The sequence below is a fragment of the Streptomyces sp. NPDC088197 genome (assembly GCF_044741185.1).
Lineage (GTDB): Bacteria > Actinomycetota > Actinomycetes > Streptomycetales > Streptomycetaceae > Actinacidiphila.
Map to the genome: position 1 here is coordinate 43,170 of NZ_JBIUSD010000003.1, position 22,760 is coordinate 65,929.

The 22,760-nt window shown below is 73.3% G+C and carries 19 protein-coding genes and 1 riboswitch; of the genes, 11 read left to right on the forward strand and 8 right to left on the reverse strand.

Annotation, left to right across the window (positions count from 1 at the left end):
- Window positions 1-64 precede the first annotated feature (64 nt).
- The 3 genes from ACIOC1_RS08715 to ACIOC1_RS08725 are packed head-to-tail and all read left to right on the forward strand — an operon-like array spanning window position 65 to window position 5,015.
- Window positions 65-1,087, forward strand: a complete 1,023-nt coding sequence (locus ACIOC1_RS08715; protein WP_188283215.1) for a MoxR family ATPase — start codon at window positions 65-67, stop codon at window positions 1,085-1,087.
- Window positions 1,087-2,616 carry a DUF58 domain-containing protein gene (locus ACIOC1_RS08720; RefSeq protein ID WP_401852851.1) on the forward strand — a complete coding sequence of 510 codons (1,530 nt, stop codon included), beginning with the start codon at window positions 1,087-1,089 and terminating at the stop codon, window positions 2,614-2,616. The genes ACIOC1_RS08715 and ACIOC1_RS08720 overlap by 1 nt, the downstream gene beginning before the upstream one ends.
- Window positions 2,613-5,015 (forward strand): DUF3488 and DUF4129 domain-containing transglutaminase family protein, encoded by a 2,403-nt coding sequence (locus ACIOC1_RS08725; protein WP_401852854.1) that lies wholly within the window; start codon window positions 2,613-2,615, stop codon window positions 5,013-5,015. The genes ACIOC1_RS08720 and ACIOC1_RS08725 overlap by 4 nt, the downstream gene beginning before the upstream one ends.
- 417 nt (window positions 5,016-5,432) lie before the next feature.
- On the opposite strand, the gene ACIOC1_RS08730 is transcribed toward ACIOC1_RS08725, so the two are convergent.
- The 3 genes from ACIOC1_RS08730 to ACIOC1_RS08740 form a co-directional block, all read right to left on the reverse strand.
- Window positions 5,433-5,861, reverse strand: coding sequence for a DUF3040 domain-containing protein (locus ACIOC1_RS08730; RefSeq protein ID WP_355334142.1), 429 nt, complete (start codon window positions 5,859-5,861; stop codon window positions 5,433-5,435).
- Between the two features lie 247 nt (window positions 5,862-6,108).
- A complete protein-coding gene (locus ACIOC1_RS08735) occupies window positions 6,109-6,879 on the reverse strand; it encodes a methyltransferase domain-containing protein (RefSeq protein WP_391043951.1) in 771 nt (256 codons plus the stop codon).
- 151 nt (window positions 6,880-7,030) lie between these two features.
- Window positions 7,031-7,528 (reverse strand): SAV_6107 family HEPN domain-containing protein, encoded by a 498-nt coding sequence (locus ACIOC1_RS08740; RefSeq protein WP_401852858.1) that lies wholly within the window; start codon window positions 7,526-7,528, stop codon window positions 7,031-7,033.
- Between the two features lie 164 nt (window positions 7,529-7,692).
- Here ACIOC1_RS08740 and ACIOC1_RS08745 point away from each other — a divergent pair, with 164 nt between their 5' ends.
- From ACIOC1_RS08745 to ACIOC1_RS08760, 4 genes are all read left to right on the forward strand, one after another.
- A complete protein-coding gene (locus ACIOC1_RS08745; RefSeq protein WP_355334150.1) occupies window positions 7,693-8,307 on the forward strand; it encodes a TetR/AcrR family transcriptional regulator in 615 nt (204 codons plus the stop codon).
- Window positions 8,308-8,588: 281 nt separating this feature from the next.
- A complete protein-coding gene (locus tag ACIOC1_RS08750) occupies window positions 8,589-9,197 on the forward strand; it encodes a DUF4126 domain-containing protein (RefSeq protein WP_355334153.1) in 609 nt (202 codons plus the stop codon).
- A 35-nt stretch (window positions 9,198-9,232) separates the two neighbouring features.
- Window positions 9,233-10,750 carry a phytoene desaturase family protein gene (locus ACIOC1_RS08755; RefSeq protein WP_401852861.1) on the forward strand — a complete coding sequence of 506 codons (1,518 nt, stop codon included), beginning with the start codon at window positions 9,233-9,235 and terminating at the stop codon, window positions 10,748-10,750.
- A 219-nt stretch (window positions 10,751-10,969) separates the two neighbouring features.
- Window positions 10,970-13,252 (forward strand): germacradienol/geosmin synthase, encoded by a 2,283-nt coding sequence (locus tag ACIOC1_RS08760; RefSeq protein WP_401853615.1) that lies wholly within the window; start codon window positions 10,970-10,972, stop codon window positions 13,250-13,252.
- A 24-nt stretch (window positions 13,253-13,276) separates the two neighbouring features.
- On the opposite strand, the gene ACIOC1_RS08765 is transcribed toward ACIOC1_RS08760, so the two are convergent.
- The 5 genes from ACIOC1_RS08765 to ACIOC1_RS08785 all read right to left on the reverse strand — a co-directional run bounded on the left by ACIOC1_RS08765 (window position 13,277) and on the right by ACIOC1_RS08785 (window position 18,018).
- A complete protein-coding gene (locus tag ACIOC1_RS08765; protein ID WP_401852864.1) occupies window positions 13,277-14,251 on the reverse strand; it encodes a hypothetical protein in 975 nt (324 codons plus the stop codon).
- Between the two features lie 44 nt (window positions 14,252-14,295).
- Entirely contained in the window at window positions 14,296-15,213 is a 918-nt protein-coding gene (metF, locus tag ACIOC1_RS08770) for a methylenetetrahydrofolate reductase [NAD(P)H] (RefSeq protein ID WP_355334163.1), read from the reverse strand.
- Between the two features lie 498 nt (window positions 15,214-15,711).
- A complete protein-coding gene (gene thiE / locus ACIOC1_RS08775; protein WP_401852867.1) occupies window positions 15,712-16,377 on the reverse strand; it encodes a thiamine phosphate synthase in 666 nt (221 codons plus the stop codon).
- A 28-nt stretch (window positions 16,378-16,405) separates the two neighbouring features.
- Complete coding sequence (locus ACIOC1_RS08780; RefSeq protein WP_355334168.1) at window positions 16,406-16,780, reverse strand: Rv2175c family DNA-binding protein; 375 nt, start codon at window positions 16,778-16,780, stop codon at window positions 16,406-16,408.
- A gap of 65 nt (window positions 16,781-16,845) precedes the next feature.
- Window positions 16,846-18,018, reverse strand: a complete 1,173-nt coding sequence (locus ACIOC1_RS08785) for an NAD(P)/FAD-dependent oxidoreductase (RefSeq protein ID WP_401304991.1) — start codon at window positions 18,016-18,018, stop codon at window positions 16,846-16,848.
- 109 nt (window positions 18,019-18,127) lie between these two features.
- Window positions 18,128-18,240: riboswitch (TPP riboswitch) on the forward strand.
- Between ACIOC1_RS08785 and thiO the strand changes: the two genes are divergently transcribed.
- The 4 genes from thiO (at window position 18,236) to pknB (ending at window position 22,742) form a co-directional block, all read left to right on the forward strand.
- Window positions 18,236-19,507 (forward strand): glycine oxidase ThiO, encoded by a 1,272-nt coding sequence (thiO, locus tag ACIOC1_RS08790; RefSeq protein WP_401714721.1) that lies wholly within the window; start codon window positions 18,236-18,238, stop codon window positions 19,505-19,507. It overlaps the preceding riboswitch by 5 nt.
- Window positions 19,504-19,710, forward strand: a complete 207-nt coding sequence (thiS, locus tag ACIOC1_RS08795) for a sulfur carrier protein ThiS (RefSeq protein ID WP_355334176.1) — start codon at window positions 19,504-19,506, stop codon at window positions 19,708-19,710. The genes thiO and thiS overlap by 4 nt, the downstream gene beginning before the upstream one ends.
- 3 nt (window positions 19,711-19,713) lie before the next feature.
- Window positions 19,714-20,526, forward strand: a complete 813-nt coding sequence (locus ACIOC1_RS08800) for a thiazole synthase (protein ID WP_355334179.1) — start codon at window positions 19,714-19,716, stop codon at window positions 20,524-20,526.
- Window positions 20,527-20,753: 227 nt separating this feature from the next.
- A complete protein-coding gene (gene pknB, locus ACIOC1_RS08805) occupies window positions 20,754-22,742 on the forward strand; it encodes a Stk1 family PASTA domain-containing Ser/Thr kinase (protein WP_401852871.1) in 1,989 nt (662 codons plus the stop codon).
- The last annotated feature ends 18 nt before the right edge of the window (window positions 22,743-22,760 follow it).

Below are 22,760 nucleotides of genomic sequence, written 5' to 3' on the forward strand. Positions count from 1 at the left end.
CGCAAGTGGGGTGGGCCGGTCCAGGGATGACCGTGTCCCGAGGAACATGGCCGAGGAGTACCGGGTGACGACCTTTGACGCACGAGCAAGCCTGAGCGATCTGACGACGACCGCTGACCGGGTGCGCCGCAGTGTGGAGAACGTGATCGAGGGCAAGCCCGAAGTCGTCCGCATCGCACTGACGGTGCTGCTCGCCGAGGGACATCTGCTGATCGAGGACGTGCCGGGTGTCGGTAAGACGATGCTGTCCAAGGCCCTGGCACGGTCGATCGACTGTTCGGTGCGGCGCATCCAGTTCACACCCGACCTGCTGCCGTCCGACATCACCGGAGTGAGCGTCTTCGACCAGCAGCGGCGGGACTTCGAGTTCAAGCCGGGCGCGATCTTCGCGCAGATCGTGGTCGGCGACGAGATCAACCGCGCCTCGCCCAAGACCCAGTCGGCGCTGCTGGAGTCGATGGAGGAGCGGCAGGTCACCGTGGACGGCACCACGTACGAACTGCCGAGCCCCTTCATGGTGATCGCCACCCAGAACCCGGTGGAGATGGAGGGCACCTATCCGCTGCCCGAGGCGCAGCGGGACCGGTTCACCGCCCGGGTCTCGATCGGCTACCCCAGCCCGGACGCCGAGTTGAAGATGCTCGACGTGCACGGCGGTGTCTCGCCGCTCGACGACCTCCAGCCCGTCGCGCACGCCCACGAGATCGTCAAGCTCGTCGAGGCCGTACGGATGGTGCATGTCTCGGAGCCGGTACGGCGGTACGCGGTGACGCTGGTCGGCGCCACCCGCAACCACCCCGATCTGCGGCTCGGCGCCTCGCCGCGCGCCACCTTGCACCTGGTGCGGGCCGCCAGGGCCTCCGCCGCGCTGGACGGCCGGGACTACGTGCTGCCCGACGACGTGCAGGGCCTGGCCTCCTCCGTACTGGCGCACCGCCTGCTGCCCACCGCGCAGGCGCAGTTGAACCGGCGCACCCCCGAACAGGTGGTCGCCGAGATCGTGCAGCGCGTCCCGGTGCCCGACCCGGCGGCCGGCGGCTGGCCGCAGAAGCCGTCCGCCCGCCCGCAGGGCCTGCGGGGCCTGTGATGGCGACGCCCGGCGCCGGGACCCCGCCGCCGACCCGACCGCCGCAATCCGCGCCGCAGCCGCAGCGGGGCCCGGCGCAGGGCCGCCAGGGCGGCCCGCCGGGCGCCGCGGGACCGCAGCAGGCGAGCGGCGGATTCCGTACCGCGCTCGGCGGACTCACCACCCGGGGCCGGTCCTTCGTCGCGGCCGGGGTCGCCGCCGGGATATGCGCCTACGTGCTCGGCCAGCCCGACCTGCTGCGGGTCGGACTGCTGCTGGCGATCCTGCCGCTGGTCTGCGTCGCCGTCCTGTACCGCACCCGTTACCGGGTCGCGGGCAGCAGGCGGCTCGCCCCGTCGCGGGTGCCCGCCATGTCGGAGTCCCGCGTGCACCTGCGGGTCGACAACGTCTCGCGCATCCCCACCGGACTGCTGATGCTCCAGGACCGGGTGCCGTACGTGCTCGGCCCGCGCCCGCGCTTCGTGCTGGACCGGGTGGAGCCCGGCGGCCACCGCGAGGTGTCCTACCGGGTCCGCTCCGACCTGCGGGGCCGCTACCCGCTCGGCCCGCTGCAACTGCGGCTGACCGACCCGTTCGGCATGTGCGAACTGACCCGCTCCTTCAGCGCGTTCGACACCCTCACCGTGGTGCCGCGCGTCGAGGCGCTGCCGCCGGTACGCCTGGCCGGTGAGGCCAACGGCTACGGCGAGAGCCGCACCCGCGCGCTGGCCTTCGCCGGCGAGGACGACGTCATCCCGCGCGGCTACCGGCACGGCGACGACCTGCGCCGGGTGCACTGGCGCTCCACCGCCAAGTACGGCGAGCTGATGGTGCGCCGCGAGGAGCAGCCGCACCGCGCGCGCTGCACCGTCCTGCTGGACACCCGGCGCTCCGCCTACTACGGCGCGGGCCCCGACTCGGCGTTCGAGTGGGCGGTCTCGGCCGCCGCCTCGGTCTCCACCCACATGCTGGAACGCGGCTTCGCGGTACGGCTGCTGACCGACACCGGCAGCAGCGTCCCCGGCCCCGAGGGCACCGGCGGCTACGTCGGCGACTCCTCGGACATGGCGGGCGTCCTGCTGGACACCCTCGCCGTGGTCGACCACTCCGACGACCTGGCGCAGTCGCCCGGCTCCGGCTCCGGCTCCGGCCCCGACGCCGCGCACAGCGACGGCCTGTCCCGCGCCTACGAGGTGCTGCGGTCCAGCCACGAGGGGCTGCTGGTGGCCTTCCTCGGCGACCTGGACGAGGAGCAGGCGGCCAACGTCGGCCGGATGCGGCAACGGGCGGGCGGCGCCGTCGCGTTCGTCCTGGACAGCGACGACTGGACGGCCCGCGAGCCGGGCGCCAGGTCGGAGCCCCCGGCCGAGCACGGCGCGCGGGAGACCGGCGCCGAGGACGACGACACCCCGACACCGCTGCGGATGCTCCGCGAGGCGGGCTGGACGGTGCTGTCGGTACGCGCCGGGGACTCGCTGCCGGAACTGTGGCAGCGGGCCGACCGTTACCGCTCACGCGAGGAACAGCAAGAGGCAGGGGCCACAACATGAGCGGACGTGCCCGGCTGACGGTGTGTGCGGCGGCCGCCTCCGTGATGGCCGCCTGCTCGCTGCTGCCGCTGGCCACCCCCGCGGGCTGGATGTTCCAGGCCGTGCTCTTCGTGGCACTCCAGTCCGGGGTCGGCGCGCTGGCCCGACGGGTGCCGCTGGCCCGGCCGTTGACCGTCCTCGCGCAGGCGGTGGTCTCACTGCTCGTGCTGACCGTGATGTTCGCGCCGCACCAGGCACTGGGCGGCGTCATCCCCGGTCCCAACGCCTTCGTCCACCTCAGCGACCTGGTACGCGACGGGCTGACCGACGTCAGCCAGTTCGCCATCCCGGCGCCGGTCACCCCCGGCATCAGGATGCTGCTGGTCGGCGGTGTGCTGGTGGTCGCGCTCGCGGTGGACGCGCTGGCCGTCACGTACAACAGCGCGGCCCCCGCGGGACTTCCGCTGCTGGCGCTGTACTCGGTGGCCGCGGGGCTGTCCAACGGCGGTGCGCAGTGGCTGTACTTCGTGGTCGCCGCCGCCGGTTACCTGCTGCTGCTCCTGGCCGAGGGCCGGGACCGGCTCTCGCGCTGGGGCCGGGTCTTCGGCGGCGGTCCGCCGGCCAACGGCTGGGGCGGCTCCGCCAACCCGGCCTCCGGCAGCCGGGCGCTGGCCCCGGTGCGCACCGGCCGCAGGATCGGCGTGATGGCGCTGGGCCTGGCCCTGGTCGCGCCCGCCGTGCTGCCGTCGCTGGGCAGCGGCCTGCTGGACACCTCGGGCACCGGTACGGGACCGGGGCGCGGCGGCACGATCTCCGCGGTCAACCCGGTGGTGGCCCTCCAGGACAACCTCAACCAGCAGGACAACCGCGAAGTCCTCTCGTACAGGACCAACTCCACCGATCTGTCCAGCATGTACTTGCGGATCGTGGCGCTCGACCAGTTCGACGGCACGCAGTGGCAGCCGTCGAAGCGGAAGATCGAGGACATCCCGTCGGTGCTGCCGCAGCCCGCGGGCATGGCCTCCGACGTGAAGTACTCCAAGGTCCAGACGACGGTGAAGGTCGACGACGGCTACGCGCAGGGCTGGCTGCCGATGCCCTTCCCGGCGCTGGGCGTCGACGTGTCGGGGCACTGGCGGTTCGAGCCCGAGGGCCGGACGATCATCGGCGACCGCGGGCAGAACACCTCGGGTCTGACGTACTCGGTCACGAGCATGCAGGTGCAGCCGACGGCCGCGCAGCTCGCCGCCGCGCCCCCGGCCACCGGACGGGTCGCCGAGGAGTACACCAAGGTGCCCGGCTCGCTGCCGAAGGTGGTCGCGCAGACCGCGCAGCAGGTGACGGAGTCGGCGAACAACGACTACGAGAAGGCGCTGGCGCTCCAGCGGTACTTCACCTCGGGCGCGTTCGTCTACAACACCAAGGCGCAGTCGGGCACCGGCGTGGACGCCATAGCGCGGTTCCTGCGCACCAAGGAAGGCTTCTGCATCCACTTCGCCTTCACCATGGCGGCGATGGCCCGCACGCTGCACATCCCGGCGCGGGTGGCGGTCGGCTTCACCCCCGGCTCGCAGCAGGGCTCGGACGGCACGATGTCGGTGGGCCTCAAGGACGCGCACGCCTGGCCCGAGCTGTACTTCGAGGGCATCGGCTGGACCCGTTTCGAGCCGACCCCGTACCGGGGCACGGCCCCCTCGTACACCCAGACCACGACGCCCTCGGGCACCAACGAGCCCGCCGACCAGGGGCAGCACGGCACGGCGACGACGCCGACCCCGACGCCCTCGGCGAGCGCGAGCTGCGGCAGCGACAACCGGGCGCAGAGCTCCTGCGACAACACGGCGGTGGCCGCTTCCGGCGGTTCCGGCGGCGGCGGGATCGGCGGCGGCAGGATCGCCGTGCTCACGCTGCTCGCGCTGCTGGTGCTGGCCGTCCCGCTGCTGCCCATGCTCTGGCGGCGCCGACAGCGGTCCAGACGGCTCGGCGGCGGACGGGACAGGGCCGAAGGGCTCGCCCTGTCCGCCTGGCGCGAGGTGGTCGACACCGGCTGGGACTACGGCGTCCCGCCGGACGACTCCGAGACCCCGCGGCGGGCGATGGCCCGGCTGGTCCAGGACGGCGGTCTGACCGGCCAGGCCGCGGTCTCCGCGGGCGCCCTGGCCACGGCGGTGGAGCAGGTGCTCTACTCGCCCAGGCCCCAGCCGGTCACCGGGTTGCCGGCCGATGTCCGGCACGTCCGCGAGGGCCTGCACGCGGCGGCCGGGCGCCGCGGTCGCCTTCGGGCGGTGCTTCTGCCGCGTTCCTCCGCCCGGGTGATCTGGCAGCTTTCTGACCGGTGGTCCGCGGTCACTCTCCGTCTGTCCGAGGCCGGGCATCGCCTTGTCGCTCCGCTGAGGAGGCGCCTGGCCCGCCAGGCGTGAGTCCCCACCGCGCGGGTGGGGCGCCCCTCAGGGGGCTGCGCCGTCCGCGCGGGGCGTGCCCCGTCAGGGGCGGGAGGAGCAGCGCGCCCGCCCCAGGGGCCGGTGGTCCGGGAACGACCGGACTGCCCCGCCGGAGCGGGTGGTGACCTGCGGGAGCGCGGCCGGCGGCGGACCGCGCGGTTCCTCAGCGCGGCCGGCGGCGGACCGCGCGGTTCCTCCCCCAGCTAACGCTGGGAGGCGCCCCCCAGCGCCCCTCCGGGCACATGCCTCGCGCCGGCACGGCCTCAGGGGCCGCGACCCTCAGGGATCGGCTCGCCGCACGGCGACAGGTGGGCGCACGGGGGGCAAAAAGATCGGCGCACCGCCGGGAGGGTGCGGGACCCTCGGACGGTGCGCCGTGCTGGCGGAAGTGACCCTCTAGCGGCCACCCTGCTGCTCGTCGCGGCGGCGCTGCCACCGCTCCTCGATCCGGTCCATGACCTTGCCCCGCTTGGCCTGGTTGCGGCGGCTGAGCCGCCGGCCGGGTGCGCCGGGGGCACCGGGAACCCCGGCGGCGGGCGCCGCCTCGCCCGGCTTGCCCGCCTTGCGCCAGCCGGTGACGGCCAGCACCGCACAGGCCAGCATGACCAGGAAGCCCACCACACTGATCCAGGGCTGCTTGGCGATCATGCCGCCCATGAGCAGCGCGATACCGACCAGGAAGCCCGCCACCGACTGGTAGACACGCCGCCTGGTGTACGTGCGCAGCCCACTTCCCTCAAGCGCCGACGCGAACTTGGGATCTTCGGCGTACAGCGCTCGCTCCATCTGCTCGAGCATGCGCTGCTCGTGCTCCGAGAGCGGCACGGAGTCCTCCTACTCGTCGGTCGCAGGGGGGCGACCGGTCCGACCCTTTCAGGATAGGCAGGGATTCGCCCCCATGAAACCCGCCCCACTACGCCAATCCGACGGGGGCTTCATTCCCCGTCCGCCGTTACGTCATGCCAGCATACGGTCAGCAATGGCGGTACGGGGGGCCTGTGACCGACTACTCCGGCCGGTGGCGGGGGCGGGTGAAGCGGAAGAGGTCCTTCCGGGGGTCTCGCGGGGTCCGTCAGCCGCGCTCGCCGAGGACGTGGAGCTGGGTGGCCACCGAGTGGAATCCGGGCTCTTCCGCCGCTGCCAGCTCCAGCCGCAGCAGCGCCTCCAGGGCGCCCGGCTCGGTGTCGACCAGAACGCCGGGGACGAGGTCGGCGAAGACCCTGATGCCGTGCACGGCGGCGGCCCGCAGACCCGCGTCGGTGACCAGCCGGGTGAGCTGGTCCGCGGTGTAGCGGCGGGGCAGCGAATCGCCGTCGCCCCATCGGCCGTCCGGGTCACCGAGGGCGTGCTGGGCCTCCGCGAAGTGCCCGGCGAGGGCGCGGGCCAGTACGGCGCCGCCGCGGCCCGCCGCGAGCAGGCTGAGGGCGCCGGAGGGGCGGAGGGCTCCGACCACGTTGCGCACGGCCTCCGCCGGGTCGTCCACGTACTCCAGGACGCCGTGGCACAGCACCATGTCCCAGCTCGCGCGGGGCACGATGTCGGGCAGCCCGTGGGTGTCGCCCTGGACGGCGCTGACCCGGTCGGTGACCCCGGCCTCGGCGGCTCGCCGCTCCAGTGCGAAGAGCGCGTCGGGGCTGGGGTCGACGACGGTGACGCGGTGGCCGAGCCGGGCGACGGGCACCGCGAAGTTGCCGGTGCCGCCGCCGGTGTCCAGGACGTCGAGTGCCGCCGTGTCCGCGGTCTTGGCCCGCCGTTCGAGAGCGTCCTTGAGGACCTCCCACACCACGGCGGTACGCAGACTGGCACGGGGGCGCATCGGGTCCACCCCTCCTTGACGGGACATGGCGCGCGGCTCCTCGCAGGGGCTGGTCACATCGGGCGGCTCCACTCTAGAGCCCCCGGCCGAGGTGGGGCCGCCGCGCGCGCGGCCGGGTGTCGTGGTCCAGGTGCTCGTGCGTGACCAGGACGACGGGGCCGCCGCGCGCGGCCGGGTGTCAGTTGGCGCGTCTGCGGGGTGGCTCCGCGGCCGCGGGGGCCGGGACCAGGGGCGGCTTGCCCGCGAGCGCGGGCTGGAGGAGCAGCATGCGCTCCACCAGGCGCAGGAACATGGTCGCGGCGCGCAGCAGGTCGTCGGCGTCGCGGGGGCCCGCGGCTCCGGCTATGCCGGCCTCGGCGCGGGCCCTGCGGGCCGCGCCCGCCTCGAACAGGGCGCTCCACTCCGCCAGTTCGGGCGCGACCTCGGGCAGCACCTCCCAGGCGGTGCGTATCCGCTGGCGGCGGCGCGGGGCGGGCTCGGGTCGGCCGCGTACCGCGAGCACCGCGGCGGCGGTGCGCAGGGCGGCGAGGTGGGCGGTGGCGTAGCGCTCGTTCGGAGTTTCCAGGACGGCGGCCTCTTCGAGGCCGAGGTGTGCCTGGGTGAGCAGGTCAAGGGCGGCGGGTGACGCGGTGGCGCGGCGCAGCACAGGATGGATGTCGCTTACGGGAGCTGCCATGGCGAGCCTCCTTTCTCCATGCCACCCATAGTGGGGGCTACCACTGACAATCGGTCCTGACCTGGGGTAACGCCCGAAAACGGGACATTGGCGCGGTGGCCGGAATCCGCCGGGTGAACGTGCCCGGTGAACATGCCGGACGCCGGACAGGCAGAATCGGCACCATGACCACCGCACGACGCCAGGCCACTCGTCAGAAGCTGTACGAGGCCGCCGTCACCCTCATCGCCGAACAGGGCTTCTCCGCCACCACGGTCGACGAGATCGCCGAACGGGCCGGGGTCGCCAAGGGCACCGTCTACTACAACTTCGCCAGCAAGAACGACCTGTTCGAGGAGTTGCTGCGGCACGGCGTGGGTCTGCTGACCGTCTCGCTGCGCGAGGCCGCGCAGGACGCGGAGGCCAAGGGCGGCGGCAAGGTCGACGCGCTGGACGCGATGATCCACGCGGGGCTCGACTTCATCGTGCGCTACCCGTCCTTCACGCAGCTCTACGTGGCCGAGCTGTGGCGCACCAACCGCGCTTGGCAGGACACGCTGATGATCCTGCGTCAGGAGGCGGTGGCGGTGGTCGAGAAGGTGCTGGGCGAGGCCGTGGCGGCGGGTGAGCTGAACGACGAGATCGACGTACCGCTGACGGCGTCCGCGCTGTTCGGGATGGTGCTGGTCGCCGCGCTGGACTGGCAGGCGTTCCAGCCGGAGCGCGGTATCGACGAGGTGCACGCGGCGCTGTCCCGGCTGCTCCAGGGCAGGGTCGGCGGGCGTTCGGCGCGCCAGTGAGCGGTCCGCGGGTGCGCTGTTCTGGCAGGGTCCGGTCCCCCGCAGGTCCGTGCCAGAACAGCGCCTCCCCCGTGCGCCCCCCGTTCACGTACGGACCGGTGTACTTCCGCCGCCCCGTGTCGGCGGTTCTGGCACCGAAGCCCGTCCGCGGTCCCCACTCTTCCGGTTTCCCGGCCGACGCCCCATCCGCGAACGTACTCAACCGCGCGTCTAGGTACGGATACTCATGACCGCGCGATTTCACTCGGTGACAGTGGGCGCGGTTCGCTAGAGTCCCGCGCATGTCCGTACTTCCGCTGGTCTTCACCAGCGGCTGGGCGAGCGGGATCAACGCCTACGCCGTCGTGCTGCTGCTCGGTGTGATGGGCAGGGCGGGTATCACCGACGAGGTGCCGCTCTCGCTCCAGCGCACCGATGTGCTGCTGATCGCGGCCGCCCTGTTCCTCTGCGAGGCGGTGGCCGACAAGATCCCTTACGTGGACTCGGCGTGGGACGCCGTGCACACGGTGATCAGGCCGGTCGCGGGCGCGGTGGTGGCGGCGCTGCTGGCCGGGCAGTCGGGTTCGCTGTCGGAGCTGGCGGCGGGCGCGGTCGGCGGGTCCACGGCGCTGGCCAGCCATCTGGTGAAGGCGGGCACGAGGCTGGCGGTGAACACCTCGCCCGAGCCCGCGAGCAATATCGTGGTCAGCCTCGCCGAGGACCTGGGCGTCGCGAGCATCGTCACCTTCGCGCTCTTCCATCCGCTGCCCGCCGCGATCATCGCGGCGGTGCTGCTGGTGCTCGGCATGACCGTCGTGCTCCTGCTGCTGTCCCGGATCCGGCGGGCGCTGCGCCGCCGCAGGGAGCGCAGGGAGCGCAAGAACCGGAACGGCACCCCGGCGCCCACCTGAGAGCCTGTCGGGCGGCCTTCGATACAGTCCCTGCCATGGCACGGATTGCGGTGATCGGCGCGGGTATGGGCTCGCTGGCGGCGGCGGCCAGGCTCGCCATCGGCGGCCACCGGGTGGTGGTGCACGAGCGGTCGGCGACGTACGGCGGCGGTGTGGGCCGGGTCGAGAGAGACGGTTTCGCCTTCGACACCGGCCCCGGTCTCCTGCTGCTGCCCGCCGTGCAGCGCGATCTGTTCGTCAAGACCGGCCGGGAGTCGCTCGAACAGTCCGTCGGTCTGGCGCAGGCCGATCCGGCCGCCCGCCACGTCTTCGCCGACGGTACGGATCTGACGCTGCCCAACGCGTCGCGCTCCGGGGTCATGGAGGCGCTGGACGGCGCTCTGGGGGCCGGGAACGGCGAGCGGTGGAGCGAGGTCATGCTGCGCGCCCGGGAAGCCTGGGAGGCCACTCGCAGGCCCTTGTTGGAGGACGCGGTGTCCGGGGCGACCGCCGCGCTGCGCGAGGATCCGTATCCGGCGGCCGGGAAGCGCGGTCTGCTGCGGCGCGCGGCGCAGGCGCGGACCCTGTCCGCCGTCGCGGACGGCGAGTTGCGCGACCCCCGGCTGGCCGCGCTGCTGGAGAGCTATCCGCTCGACTACGGCCTCGACCCGCGCACCGCTCCCGCCTCCGCGACCGTACTGGCGTACGTGGAGCAGACCTTCGGCGTCTGGTACGTGCCCGGCGGGCTGCGGGCGCTGGCGGACGCGGTGTACGCGCGCTGTCTGGCGCGGAAGGTGGAGTTCCGGTTCGGCGCCGAGGTCACCGGGGTGCTGGAGAAGGACGGCCGGGCCGCCGGGGTGGAACTGGCCGACAGCGGTACGGCGGAGGCCGACTTCGTGGTGGCGGGCGCGCCGCTGCCCGCGCTCTACCGGGACCACGTGCTGCCCTGGGAGTCCGAGGACGAGTTGCCCGACTGGGGCCCGCGGCACCCGCGGGGCGTCCTCACCGTCCACCTGGCGCTGCGCGGCGCGCGCCCGGCCGACGCCGTGCACCGTACGGTCGTGCACGCCCCGGACCGCGAACGCGCGCTGACCTGGGCGTTCGACTCCCCCGGCACCACGGACGCCGTCCCCACGGTGACGGTGCTGCGGCCCGACGACCCCGCGCTGCGCCCGGACGACGGGCACGAGGCGGTCACCGTGAGGGTGACCGTGCCGCCGCACGGCCGGGCCGGCCTGGACTGGACGGCTCCCGGCGCCGCCGACGCCGTCGCCGAGCGGGCGGTGGCCGCCGCGGAGGCGGCCGTACCCGGCCTGCGGGAGCGGGAGTTGTGGCGGATCGTGCGGACACCGGCGGACACGGAACGCGAGACCGGCGCACCGGGCGGCTCGGTGCCCGCGCCCGCGCTCGCGGGCGCGCACGGCTCACTGCTGCGCTCCCCCAACGCCGACGCGCTGCCCGGTCTCTACCGGGTCGGCGGCTGGGCCCACCCCGGCGGCGGACTGCCGCACGCGGGCATGTCGGGCGCGATCGTGGCGGACCTGATCATGGGCGGGCCCGGCGGCAGCCGGTGAACGGGCGTGCGCCGCGCGCTCGTTGACGGCTCGCTCGACGGATTCCCGTCCGCTGTCCGCCTCTTGCCGCCCCCGTTACCGCCGCGAAGATCCTTAAGCGGACCACCGCCCGGATTCAACCGATCGGACGGAAAAGCCCGGTGGGCGCTCCGGGGGCGCGCGGTGGCCGCCTAGCGTGAACGGCGGCCCGTGATCACCGAGCGGAAGGCCGTACGAAGCATGCCGCAGCCCTTCGAACTCCCGCAGTTCTACGTGCCGTATCCGGCGCGGCTCAACCCCCACCTGGAACGGGCCAGGGAGCACTCCAAGGCGTGGGCCCGCGAGATGGACATGATCGAGGGCTCAGGGATCTGGGACGAGGCGGACTACGACGCCCACGACTACGCGCTGCTGTGCGCGTACACCCATCCCGACGCGTCGGGTCCCGAACTGGACCTGGTCACCGACTGGTACGTGTGGGTGTTCTTCTTCGACGACCACTTCCTGGACATCTTCAAGCGCAGCCAGGACATGCAGGGCGCGAAGGCGTACCTGGACCGGCTGCCCGCCTTCATGCCGGTGGATCCCGGACAGCCGGTGCCGGAGCCGACCAACCAGGTCGAGGCGGGGCTCGCGGACTTGTGGGCGCGCACGGTGCCGACGATGTCGCAGGACTTCAGGGAGCGGTTCCACGAGAGCACGTACTACCTGCTGGAGGAGTCGCTCTGGGAGCTGTCCAACATCAACGCGGGCCGGGTCTCGAATCCGATCGAGTACATCGAGATGCGCCGCAAGGTGGGCGGCGCGCCCTGGTCGGCGAATCTGATCGAGCACGCGGCGGGCGCCGAGGTACCGGCGCGGATCGCCGGGAGCCGTGCGATGCGGGTGCTGCGCGACTGCTTCGCGGACAGCGTGCACCTGCGCAACGACCTGTTCTCGTACCAGCGCGAGATCGAGGAAGAGGGCGAACTCTCCAACGCCGTCCTGGTCCTTGAGCGGTTCCTCGATCTGACCGCCCAGCAGGCAGCGGACCGGGTGAACGACCTGCTGACCTCGCGGCTGCACCAGTTCGAGCACACCGCTCTCACCGAAGTGGAGCCGCTGTTCGGGCAGTTCGGCCTGACCCCGCAGGAACGTCTCGGCGTCTTCGCGTACGTCAAGGGACTCCAGGACTGGCAGTCGGGCGGCCACGAGTGGCACATGCGCTCCAGCCGGTACATGAACGGCGCGGACGGCAGTTCCCGCGCGGTGGGCGCGGGCGCCGGTATCGGCGGCGGCGCGATCGGCGGGCCGACGGGCCTGGGCACCTCGGCCGCGCAGATCCTGCACTCGCTGGCCGCGACCTTGCCGCAGCGCGCCCGGTCCTTCTCGCACGCCCCGCACCAGCGCACCGACACGGTCCGGCGCGCCGAGATCCACATGCCGTTCGAGACCACGCTCAGCCCGCACTTGGACACCGCCCGGCGGCACAACATGGAGTGGGGCCGGGCGATGGGCATCCTCGGCGCGGAGCCCGGCTTCCCCGTCCCCGGCGGGCTGTGGAACGAACGCAAGCTCGCCGACTACGACTTCGCGCTGTGCGCGGCGGGCATCCACCCGGCGGCCTCGCCGGAGGAGCTGAACCTCACCACGGACTGGCTGACCTGGGGCACCTACGGCGACGACTACTACCCGCTGGTCTTCGGCCGGTCCCCCGACACCGGAGCGGCCCGGCTGGCCACCGAGCGGTTCAAGCTGTTCATGCCGCTGGGCGACGAGCCCGCGCCCACGCCGGTGAGCGCGCTGGAGCGGGGTCTGGCGGACCTGTGGCGGCGCACCGCGGGCCCGATGTCCCCCGACGCGCGGGGCAAATTCCGCTTCGCCGTCGAGGACATGTGCGAGAGCTGGCTGTGGGAGCTGGCCAACCAGAAGCAGAACCGGGTGCCGGACCCGGTCGACTACATCGAGATGCGCCGCAAGACCTTCGGCTCCGACCTGACGATGAGCCTGTCGCGGATCGGCCACGGTGACGCCCTGCCGGACGCCGTCTACCGCTCGCGGCCCGTGCAGTCCATGGAGGTGGCCGCCGCCGACTTCGCCTGCCTGCTCAACGACGTGTTCTCGTACCGCAAGGAGATCGAGTTCGAGGGGGAGATCCACAACGCGGTGCTCGTCGTGCAGAATTTCCTGGACTGCTCGCCGCAGGAGGCGATGGACGTGGTCGGGGATCTGATGGCCGCGCGGATGCAGGAGTTCCAGCACATCACCGAGAACCAACTGCCCACGCTCTTCGAGGAGTTCGCACTCGACGACGCGGCGCGCGAGGTGCTGCTCGGCTACGCGCAGGAGCTGCGCGACTGGCTGGCGGGCATCCTCACCTGGCACGAGGGCTGCCACCGCTACGAGGAGGAGACGCTGCGGCGGGACTTCCCGCACGTGGCCGCCGTGCTGCCCGCCCAGACCTGGGCCGCGCCCAACGGCCTGGGCACGGCGGCGGCCCGGCTGCCGTCACTGCTGCACGCGGCCCGCACCCAGGCCGGGTAGCGGGCCGGGCGGCGGGGCGAACTCTCAGTAGCGGTAGGGGTCGTACGGGTCGGCGTACTGCGGCTGCTGCTCCTGCTGGGGCGGTTGCTGCTGCTCGTACGGCGACTGGTACTGCTGCTGGGGGATGTACGGCTGCGCCTGCGGGTCGGGCTGCTGCTGGTACGGGTAGCCGTACGGGTCGCTGCCCAGCGGCTGTTGCTCCTGCTCCTGCTGACCGCCGTAGGTCTCGTACCGCGGCTGCGGCTGCGGCTGCGGCTGGGGATACGGGTACGGGTAGGGCTCGCCGCCGCCGGCCGGGGTGTCGTAGCCGTAGGAGGCGGGGGCGGGCTCCTGGTAGGCGCCCGGGTCGTAGCCGTACTCGTGGCCGCCCCAGCCGGACTGGTCGGAGCCGTCACCGGCGTAGGAGGCCGCCGCGGGCTGGGGTTCGCCGCCCCAGCCCGCATAGCCCTGCGCGCCGTACCCCTCGTAGCCGCCGCTGGTGTACGGGTCGGGGGTGTACGTCGACTGGCCGTCGTAGACCGGGTATTCGCCGCTGTCCTCGTGCATCGGGACCGGCTGGTAGATCTGGCCGGAGTCCAACGGCCGCCCGCCGCCGAACAGATCGGGCTCGTCCGCGTCGAGTTCGTCGCGCGGACCCGGCTGCCGGGCGGCGGCGAATTCCTCCGGGTACTCCTCCTCGACCGGGCTGACCTCCAGCACCGGCTCGGTCACCCCGCCCTTCCTGCGGCGGCGGCTGGAGCCGGGACGCCCGCCGAGCGCCCAGCCGGTGGAGAAGCCGCGCTTGTAGGAGAGCGTCACGAAGGACTGGCCCGCGCCGAAGGCGAGCGCGCCGAGCACGATGATGATCACATTGCGCTGGGACACGCCGACGACCACGCCCAGGAACCCGGCGAAGGCCAGTACGCGATAGCGCAGCCGCGCCTTGTACTGGAGCAGTACCTCACCGAGCAGCCACAGCGCGACGATTCCGAAGGCGACGTACAGCACCGAGTAGCCCATGCGCCCACTTCCTTAACTGGACCGAGCCGACTGTACCGAGCCGGTCACGTCCGCTGGTGCAGACCGAGGTTCTCGTAGATCTCCAGCGACGCTGTCGAGTGGTTAAGAGTAATGAAGTGCAGCCCCGGAATGTCCTCCGCCATCAGACGGCGGCACATCTCGGTGGTGAACTCGATGCCGATCGCCCGGACCGCGACCGGGTCGTCCTGCACCGCGAGGATGCGTTCGGCCAGGTCGGAGGGGAAGGGGGCGTTGCCGAGCTGGGCGAAACGCTCGATCTGCCGGACGTTGGTGACCGGCATGACCTCGGGAATGATCGGGGTGCTGCACCCCGCCGCGTCGACCCGGTCGCGCAGCCGCAGGTAGTCCTCCGCGTCGAAGAACATCTGCGTGATGGCGAAGTCGGCGCCCGCGCGGCACTTGTCCAGGAAGTGCCGGGTGTCCTCGGCCGGGTCGGTGGAGCGAGGGTGCATCTCGGTGAACGCGGCCACGCCGACGCAGAAGTCGCCGGACTCCTTGATCAGCCGGACCAGTTCCGCCGCGTACGTCAGGCCCTCCGGGTGCGGCACCCACTCCGCGAGCGGGTCGCCCGGCGGGTCCCCGCGCACAGCCAGGATGTTGCGGATTCCGGCGTCCGCGTACTGACCGATGATGTTGCGCAGCTCGGCCACCGAGTGGTTCACGGCCGTGAGGTGCGCGCACGGGGTCAGCGTCGTGTCCGACACGATCCGGTCCGTGGCCCGCACCGTGCCCTCCCGCGAGGAGCCGCCCGCGCCGTAGGTCACCGACACGAACGTGGGGCCGACCGCCTCGATCCTGCGGATCGCGTTCCACAGCGTCCGCTCGCCCTTCTCCGTCCTCGGCGCGGCGAATTCGAACGAGTACGAGCGCTCGCCCCGCGCCAGGAGCTCACGGATCGTGATCGCCCGGTCTGTTCGCGTGGAAGGTGTCCCCAAAGCCATGCCTTGAAGGCTAGCCCCGGCTGGCCACCGTCCGTAACCGGACGGGGCGATATGACCTCGTACGTCCATTTCCTGGCCACCGGCGGTCCACGGATTGGACACCGGGTGGGCTTGGCGCCCATGCCCGCGCCTTCCCCGGGGCGCGGCCCCGGGCGGTTCCTTTGCCAGGGGCGGCACACCGGGTTTTCCGGGGGCGCGGGCCCGGGCGGTTTCTCTGCCGGGGGCGGCACGCCGGGTTTTCAGGGGCGCGGGGAACTGCGCGCTCGGCCACGGCGGTGGCGGGCCTTTGAGAACCGGCCCCAGCGGGGCAGATGCTGTTGTTTCCGGGCTGACAGCCCGGTGGGGGCGGGTCGCGCAGTTCCCCGCGCCCCTGAAAAGACCGGCCAGCCGCCCTGGCAGAAAGACCGCCTCGGGGCCGCGCCCCGAAAGGATCGGCTTGCCGCCGGCGGGAGAGGACCGTCCAGGGGCCGGGCCCCGGGAATGCTCACCGCCTAGGTGTCAGGCGAGGGCGGCGCGGAGGGCGGAGGCCGCGCCGGCGGGATCGGCGGCCTCGGTGAGGGCGCGGACGACGACGACACGGCGCGCACCGGCGGCGCGGACCTGGGCGATGTTGTCGAGGGAGATGCCGCCGATGGCGAACCAGGGCCGGTCGGTCGTGAGCCCGGCGGCGTGCCGGACCAGGTCGAGCCCCGGGGCGGGACGCCCCGGCTTGGTGGGCGTGGGCCAGACGGGCCCGGTGCAGAAGTAGTCGGCGCCGGGCTCCACGGCGGCGGCGTCCACCTCGGAAGGGGCATGGCAGGAGCGCCCGATCAGCACCTCGTCGCCGAGAATGGCGCGCGCGGCCGGGACCGGCAGGTCCCCCTGGCCGAGGTGCAGGACGTCGGCCAGGGCCGCGTGCGCCACGTCGGCGCGGTCGTTGACCGCGAGGAGCTTGCCGTGCCTGCGGCAGACCTCGGCGAGGACGGCGAGGGCCGCCAGTTCGGCCCCCGCCTCGATGCCCTTGTGCCGGAGCTGGATGACGTCCACCCCGCCGCTCAGTACCGCGTCCGCGAACTCGGCGAGGTCGCCGCGCTCGGTCCTGGCGTCGGTGCACAGATAGAGCCGGGCGGCGGCGAGCCGGTCACGGGCGGTGCCCACGGCGGTGGCGGCGGCGGTGGTCGTCATGCGGGCGGTTCCCCCTGAGGCGTACGGGTTACACGGCGAGCGCCTGCGCTCGGCGCTTCACCTCGGTCCCGCGATTCTCGCGCAGTGCCTGGGCGGGGGTGCCGGGGAGGCTCGGGTCGGGCGTGAAGAGCCATTCCAGCGCCTCATCGTCCGAGAACCCGTCGTCCTTGAGCACGGTGAGCGTGCCGGACAGGCCCTTGGTGATGGCGCCTTCGCCGACGAAGTCCGCGGGCACCATGAGCACCTTGTTCTCACCGCGGCGGACCGCGATGAGCTGGCCCTCCTTGATGAGGGGGCGAATCCGGGTGATGTCGAGTCCGAGCCGCTCCGCGACCTCGGGCAGCGTGAGCCACGAGGGGACGAGAGCGTCAATGTGTGCGTCAACCGACGAGAAAACAGTCACAGGACAAGGGTGCCACCCGCCGCCGACAACCGCTGCGGCACTGCGCCGTTAGCGGGACGCCCCGCTCAGCGCAGGGCCGCCGACTTGAGCTGCACCGCCGGGTCGGCGGCGAGCGCCGGGTCCAGCACCGCCGCGCGGGCGACCAGCTTGCGGGCCTGCGCCAGGTCCCGCGGCCGGTCCACGGCCAGCAGCGCGGCCAGGGCGCCGCCGCGCAGCCAGCACACCGACCAGGACGGGCTCGCCGGGTCGCCGCGCAGCAGCATCGTGTCGGCGCCCGTGTGGTGCCCTGCGTACTGCACGAAGCGGCCGAACTGCTCGGACCAGAAGTACGGCACCGGGTCGTACGCCTCGTCGCCGCCGAGGACGTTGGCGGCGGCGGTCCGCGGGCCCTGCACGGCGTTGTCCCAGTGGTGGATGAGCAGCCGCTCGCCGTAGCGCGCGGACGGGAACGACGCGCAGTCGCCGACGGCGTACACGTCGGACGCGGTGGTGCGCAGCCGGTCGTCGGCGAGTACGGCGCCGTCCGGGCCGAGGCCGACGCCGGAACCGGCCAGCCAGCCGGTGGCGGGCCTGGCGCCGATGCCGACCACGACGGCCGCGGCGGGCAGCCGGGTGCCGTCGGCGAGCACCACGGCGCCGGGTTCGACCTCGGCGACGGCGGTGCCGGTGAGCAGCCGTACCCCGGCGTCGGCGTACCAGGCCCGCATGTGGCCGGTGATGGTGGCGGGCAGCGCGCCGGACAGCGGCCGGTCCGCGGCCTCCACGACGGTCACCTCACAGCCCGCCTGCCGCGCCGCGGTGGCGAATTCGGCGCCGATCCAGCCCGCGCCGACCACCACGACGTCCTTGTGGGCGTCCAGCACCGGGCGCAGCGCCGCCGCGTCGTCCAGGGTGCGCAGCAGGTGGACGCCGGGCAGGCCCGCCGTGCCGGGCAGCGCCACGGGGTAGGCGCCGGTCGCGACGACGAGACGGCCGTAGCGCAGGCCGCCCTTGTCGGTGACGACCTCGTGGTCGCCTGGCCGCAGCCCCTGCGCCCGTACGCCCAGGCGCAGATCCACGTCCAGGGCGTCGAAGTCGACGTCGAAGCGGACGTCGGTGTCCTCGCCCGCCGTGCCGAGCAGGACCGCCTTCGACAGCGGCGGGCGGTCGTACGGAGGGTGCGGCTCGTCGCCGACCAGCACGATGCCGTCCCGCCAGCCCTGCTCGCGCAGGCAGACCGCCGTCTGCACCCCGGCCATCCCGGCCCCGACAATCACGACGTCGTTCACATGATTCACGGTAGTCGGTACGGGCCGCCGACGACGCCGGGCCACCCCCGGGCGGCGGGCGGGGATATGGTGTCGGGGCCAGAGAACACGCGGGAGCCCGGACGCACCGGGCTGAGAGGGCGGCTGGACGGCCGCCGACCGTACGAACCTGATCCGGGTCATTCCGGCGAAGGGAGGGCGGTATTCGATGGGTACACCTGAACCGGCGGCGCCGAGCGGACCGGCGGCTCCTACGGCCGCGCCGCGGAGTTCCCGCGCGGCGGCGTCGTACGACGTCCTGGTGGTGGGCGGCGGCATCATCGGCCTGGTCACCGCCTGGCGGGCGGCGCAGCGCGGCCTGCGGACCGCCGTGGCCGACCCGGACCCCGGCGGCGGCGCGGCGCGGGTGGCGGCGGGCATGCTGGCCGCGGTCACCGAATCGCAGTACGGCGAGCAGACGCTGCTGGACCTCAATCTGGCGTCGGCGCGCCGATACCCGGATTTCGTGGCCGAGTTGACCGAGGCGACCGGCCTCGACGTCGGCTTCCGCGCCTGCGGCACCCTGACCGTCGCGCTGGACGCCGACGACCGCGCGCACCTGCGCGATCTGCACGCCTTCCAGACCTCGCTGGGCCTGCCCTCGGAGTGGCTGAGCGGCCGGGACTGCCGCCGCCTCGAACCGCTGCTCGCCCCCGGTGTCCGCGGCGGACTGCGGGTGGACGGCGACCACCAGGTCGACCCGCGCCGTCTCGCCACGGCGCTGCTGCGGGCCGCGGAGCTGGCCGGTGTGATCCTGCACCGCTCGGCGGTGGCCCGCGTCGAGATCTCGGGCGGCCGGGCCGTCGGCGCGCTGCTCGACGACGGTACGGCGGTCACGGCCGGTCGTACGGTGCTGGCCGCGGGCAGCGACAGCGGCCGGATCGCGGGCGTGCCCGAGGCCGCGCTGCCGCCGGTACGGCCGGTGAAGGGGCAGATCCTGCGGCTGCGCATCCCGCCGGGCCACGCGCCGTTCCTGTCCCGTACGGTCCGGGCGGTGGTACGCGGCAGCCATGTGTACCTGGTGCCGCGCGAGAACGGGGAGCTGGTACTCGGCGCGACCAGCGAGGAGTTGGGCTGGGACACCACGGTGACCGCGGGCGGGGTCTACGAACTCCTCCGGGACGCCCACGAGTTGGTGCCCGGCATCACCGAACTGCCGCTCACCGAGACCCTGGCGGGCCTGCGGCCGGGGTCCCCGGACAACGCTCCACTCCTCGGCCGCGGCGCGCTGGACGGCCTGCTGCTGGCCACCGGCCACCACCGCAACGGCGTGCTGCTCACCCCGATCACCGGCGACATCATGGCGGAGGCGCTGGTCACGGGCGAACTGCCCGCGTACGCGCGGCCGTTCGCCGCCTCCCGCTTCGCGGCCGTCCCGGTGCCCGTCTTCCCGGTATCCGGACCCCCGGCCGCCGCCGCCCGTGAGGAGCAGACCGTATGACGATCACGGTCCTGGTGAACGGCGAGCGCCGCTCCCTGCCCGCGCCCCTCGCCCTCGACGCCCTGGTGGCCGACCTCACCCCGGCCGCCTCCGGCGTGGCCGCCGCCCTCAACGAGACGGTCGTCCCGCGCGCCCGGTGGGCGGCGACGCCGCTGTCCGATGGTGATCGCGTGGAAATCCTCACCGCCGTGCAGGGGGGCTGAGGGATGACGACTTCCGCTGTCGACGTCAGCGACCCGTTGCGGATCGGGGATGCCGTCTTCTCCTCGCGGCTGATCATGGGGACCGGCGGGGCGCCGAGCCTGGAGGTGCTGGAGCAGGCGCTGCTCGCGTCCGGTACGGAGCTGACCACCGTCGCCATGCGGCGGCTCGACCCCACGACGAAGGGGTCGGTGCTGTCGGTGCTGCGGCGGCACGGCATCCGTGTGCTGCCCAACACCGCCGGGTGCTTCACGGCCGGTGAGGCCGTGCTGACCGCGCGGCTGGCGCGTGAGGCCCTCGGCACCGACTGGGTGAAGCTGGAAGTCATCGCGGACGAGCGGACGTTGCTGCCCGATCCGGTCGAACTCCTCGACGCCGCCGAGACGTTGGTGGACGACGGCTTCACGGTGCTGCCGTACACCAGCGACGATCCGGTGCTGGCGCGGAAGCTGGAGGACGTGGGGTGCGCGGCGATCATGCCGCTCGGGTCGCCGATCGGGTCGGGGCTCGGAATCCGCAACCCGCACAATTTTCAACTCATCACCGAGCGGGCCGGTGTTCCCGTCGTCCTCGACGCCGGGGCGGGGACGGCGTCCGACGCCGCGCTCGCCATGGAACTCGGGTGCGCCGCCGTCATGCTGGCCTCGGCCGTCACGCGGGCGCGGCAGCCGGTTCTCATGGCCGAGGGCATGCGTCACGCCGTTTCGGCCGGGCGCCTGGCCTTTCGTGCCGGGCGTATCCCCCGCCGCCACTTCGCCCTCCCCTCCTCCCCGCCCGAAGGTCTCCCCTCCCTCGACCCGGAACGCCCCGCCTTCTAGGTCCAGGGCCCCGCGTCCACCGCGCACAGGACGTGCCCACCGCGACCCTTGAAGGATCGGGCCGCCGCCCTCCGTGAAGGGCCGTACAGGGGCGGAGCCCCGGGGAAGGGCGCCGACCCGGGCAGGGGGACGGGAGGTCACGGAAGCGTTGCGGCACGCAACAGGTGGGGTACAGACCGGGCGCGCAGCGCCGTTCGGGGCATTCCGGCCTCGTAGAATCGGCGATCGTGGACACGACCGTGCAGGACCCGCTCGTCGGGCAGACGCTCGACCGCCGTTACCGGGTCGAGGCGCGCATCGCTGTCGGGGGGATGGCCACGGTGTACAGGGCCGTGGACACCCGCCTCGACCGGGTGCTCGCGCTCAAGGTGATGCACCCGGCCCTGGCGACCGACACCGGCTTCGTCGAGCGCTTCATCCGCGAGGCCAAAGCCGTGGCGAAGCTGGCGCACCCGAATGTCGTCGGGATGTTCGACCAGGGCGCCGACGGCACCTACGTGTATCTGGCCATGGAGTACGTGGCCGGCTGCACGCTGCGCGACGTGGTGCGCGAGCGCGGGGCGCTCCAGCCGCGGGCGGCGCTGGACATCATGGAGCCGGTGCTGGCGGCGCTCGGCGCCGCGCACCGCGCGGGCCTGGTCCACCGCGACATGAAGCCGGAGAATGTGCTGATCGGGGACGACGGCCGCGTGAAGGTCGCCGACTTCGGCCTGGTCAGGGCGGTGGACACTCAGACCAGCGCGTCGACCGGCTCGCTGCTGGGCACCGTCTCGTACCTCGCCCCCGAGCAGATCGGGCACGGCGTGGTCGACCAGCGCACGGATGTGTACGCGTGCGGGGTCGTGCTGTACGAGACGCTGACCGGCCGCAAGCCGTACGACGGGACGACGCCCGCGCAGGTGATGTTCCAGCACCTCAACGAGGACGTGCCCGCCCCGTCCTCGGTCGTCGCCGGTCTGGCACCCGCGCTGGACGCCCTGGTGGCGCGGGCCGCCTGCCGTGACCCGCGGGGCAGGCCCGCGGACGCCGTGGACCTGCTGGCCGAGGTGCGCGACGTGCGGGCGGCGCTGACCCCGGCGCAGCTGGACCGCGAGCCCGCGGACACCATCGGCGAGATGAGCGGCGCCGGGTCCGAGGACCCGACCAGCGTCGTCCACCGCTATCCGTCGGCGGCCTTCGCGTCGGAGCCGATGCCCGCGTCCGCGCCGCCGGTACCGGCGGCGGCCGACAGCGGCGAGCTGAACCGTACGAGCAGGCTGCTGTTGCCGCCCCCGCCGCCCGAGGAGCCGCCCGCGGGTCCTCGGCAGCCGCGGCGGCTGGGCCGCGGGGACGGTGCGCCGCGGCGGCGCGGGCCGCTGGCGGTGGTGCTGGCGCTGCTGGTGCTGCTCGGGGTCGGCGCGGGCGTCTGGTACATCAGCGACGGGCAGTTCACGAAGGTGCCCGCGGTGCTGGCGCTGTCGCAGGCCGACGCGGAGAAGAAGCTGGACGCGGCGGGGCTGCGCGCGAAGGTGACACGGGACTTCTCGATCACGGTGCCGCGCGGCACGGTGATCTCGACGGATCCGGGCCCCGGCAAGCGCGTCCGGGACAACGGCACGGTGACGCTGAAGGTCTCCAAGGGCCCGCAGCAGGTCCAGGTGCCCGACGTCCGGGGCAAGCCGCTGGAGACCGCGCGCAAGGAGCTGAAGGACGCGGGTCTGACGCCCGGCACGGTGGCCCAGGAGTTCAGCGAGGACGTGCCCCGCGGTCAGGTCGTCTCCACCGACCCCGCCGGTGGCATCCGCCGGGCGCCCGACACCCCGGTGGCGATCAAGGTGTCGCGCGGGGCTCCGGTCGACGTGCCGGACGTGATCGGCGACTCGGTCACCGACGCGCAGCAGCAGCTCGAGGACGCGGGTCTGAAGGTCGTCCTGGCGCCGGACAAGGTGTTCTCCGACGTCGCGGACAAGGACCAGGTCGCGCTGGCGTCCCCGGAGGTGGGGACGCAGGTCGGCACCGGCGACACGGTGACGATCACCGTGTCCAAGGGCCAGCAGCAGTTCGACGTGCCGGGCGTGACGGGCAAGAAGAAGGACGAGGCCAAGCAGATCCTCCAGGACGCGGGCTTCGACGTCCGGGTGATCACCGTGTTCTTCGGCGACACCGTCTTCAGCCAGTCCCCCGACGGCGGCGGGCAGGCGCCCAAGGGCGCGACGATCACCATCTGGGTGCGCTGATGCGCGTGGTGACGGACG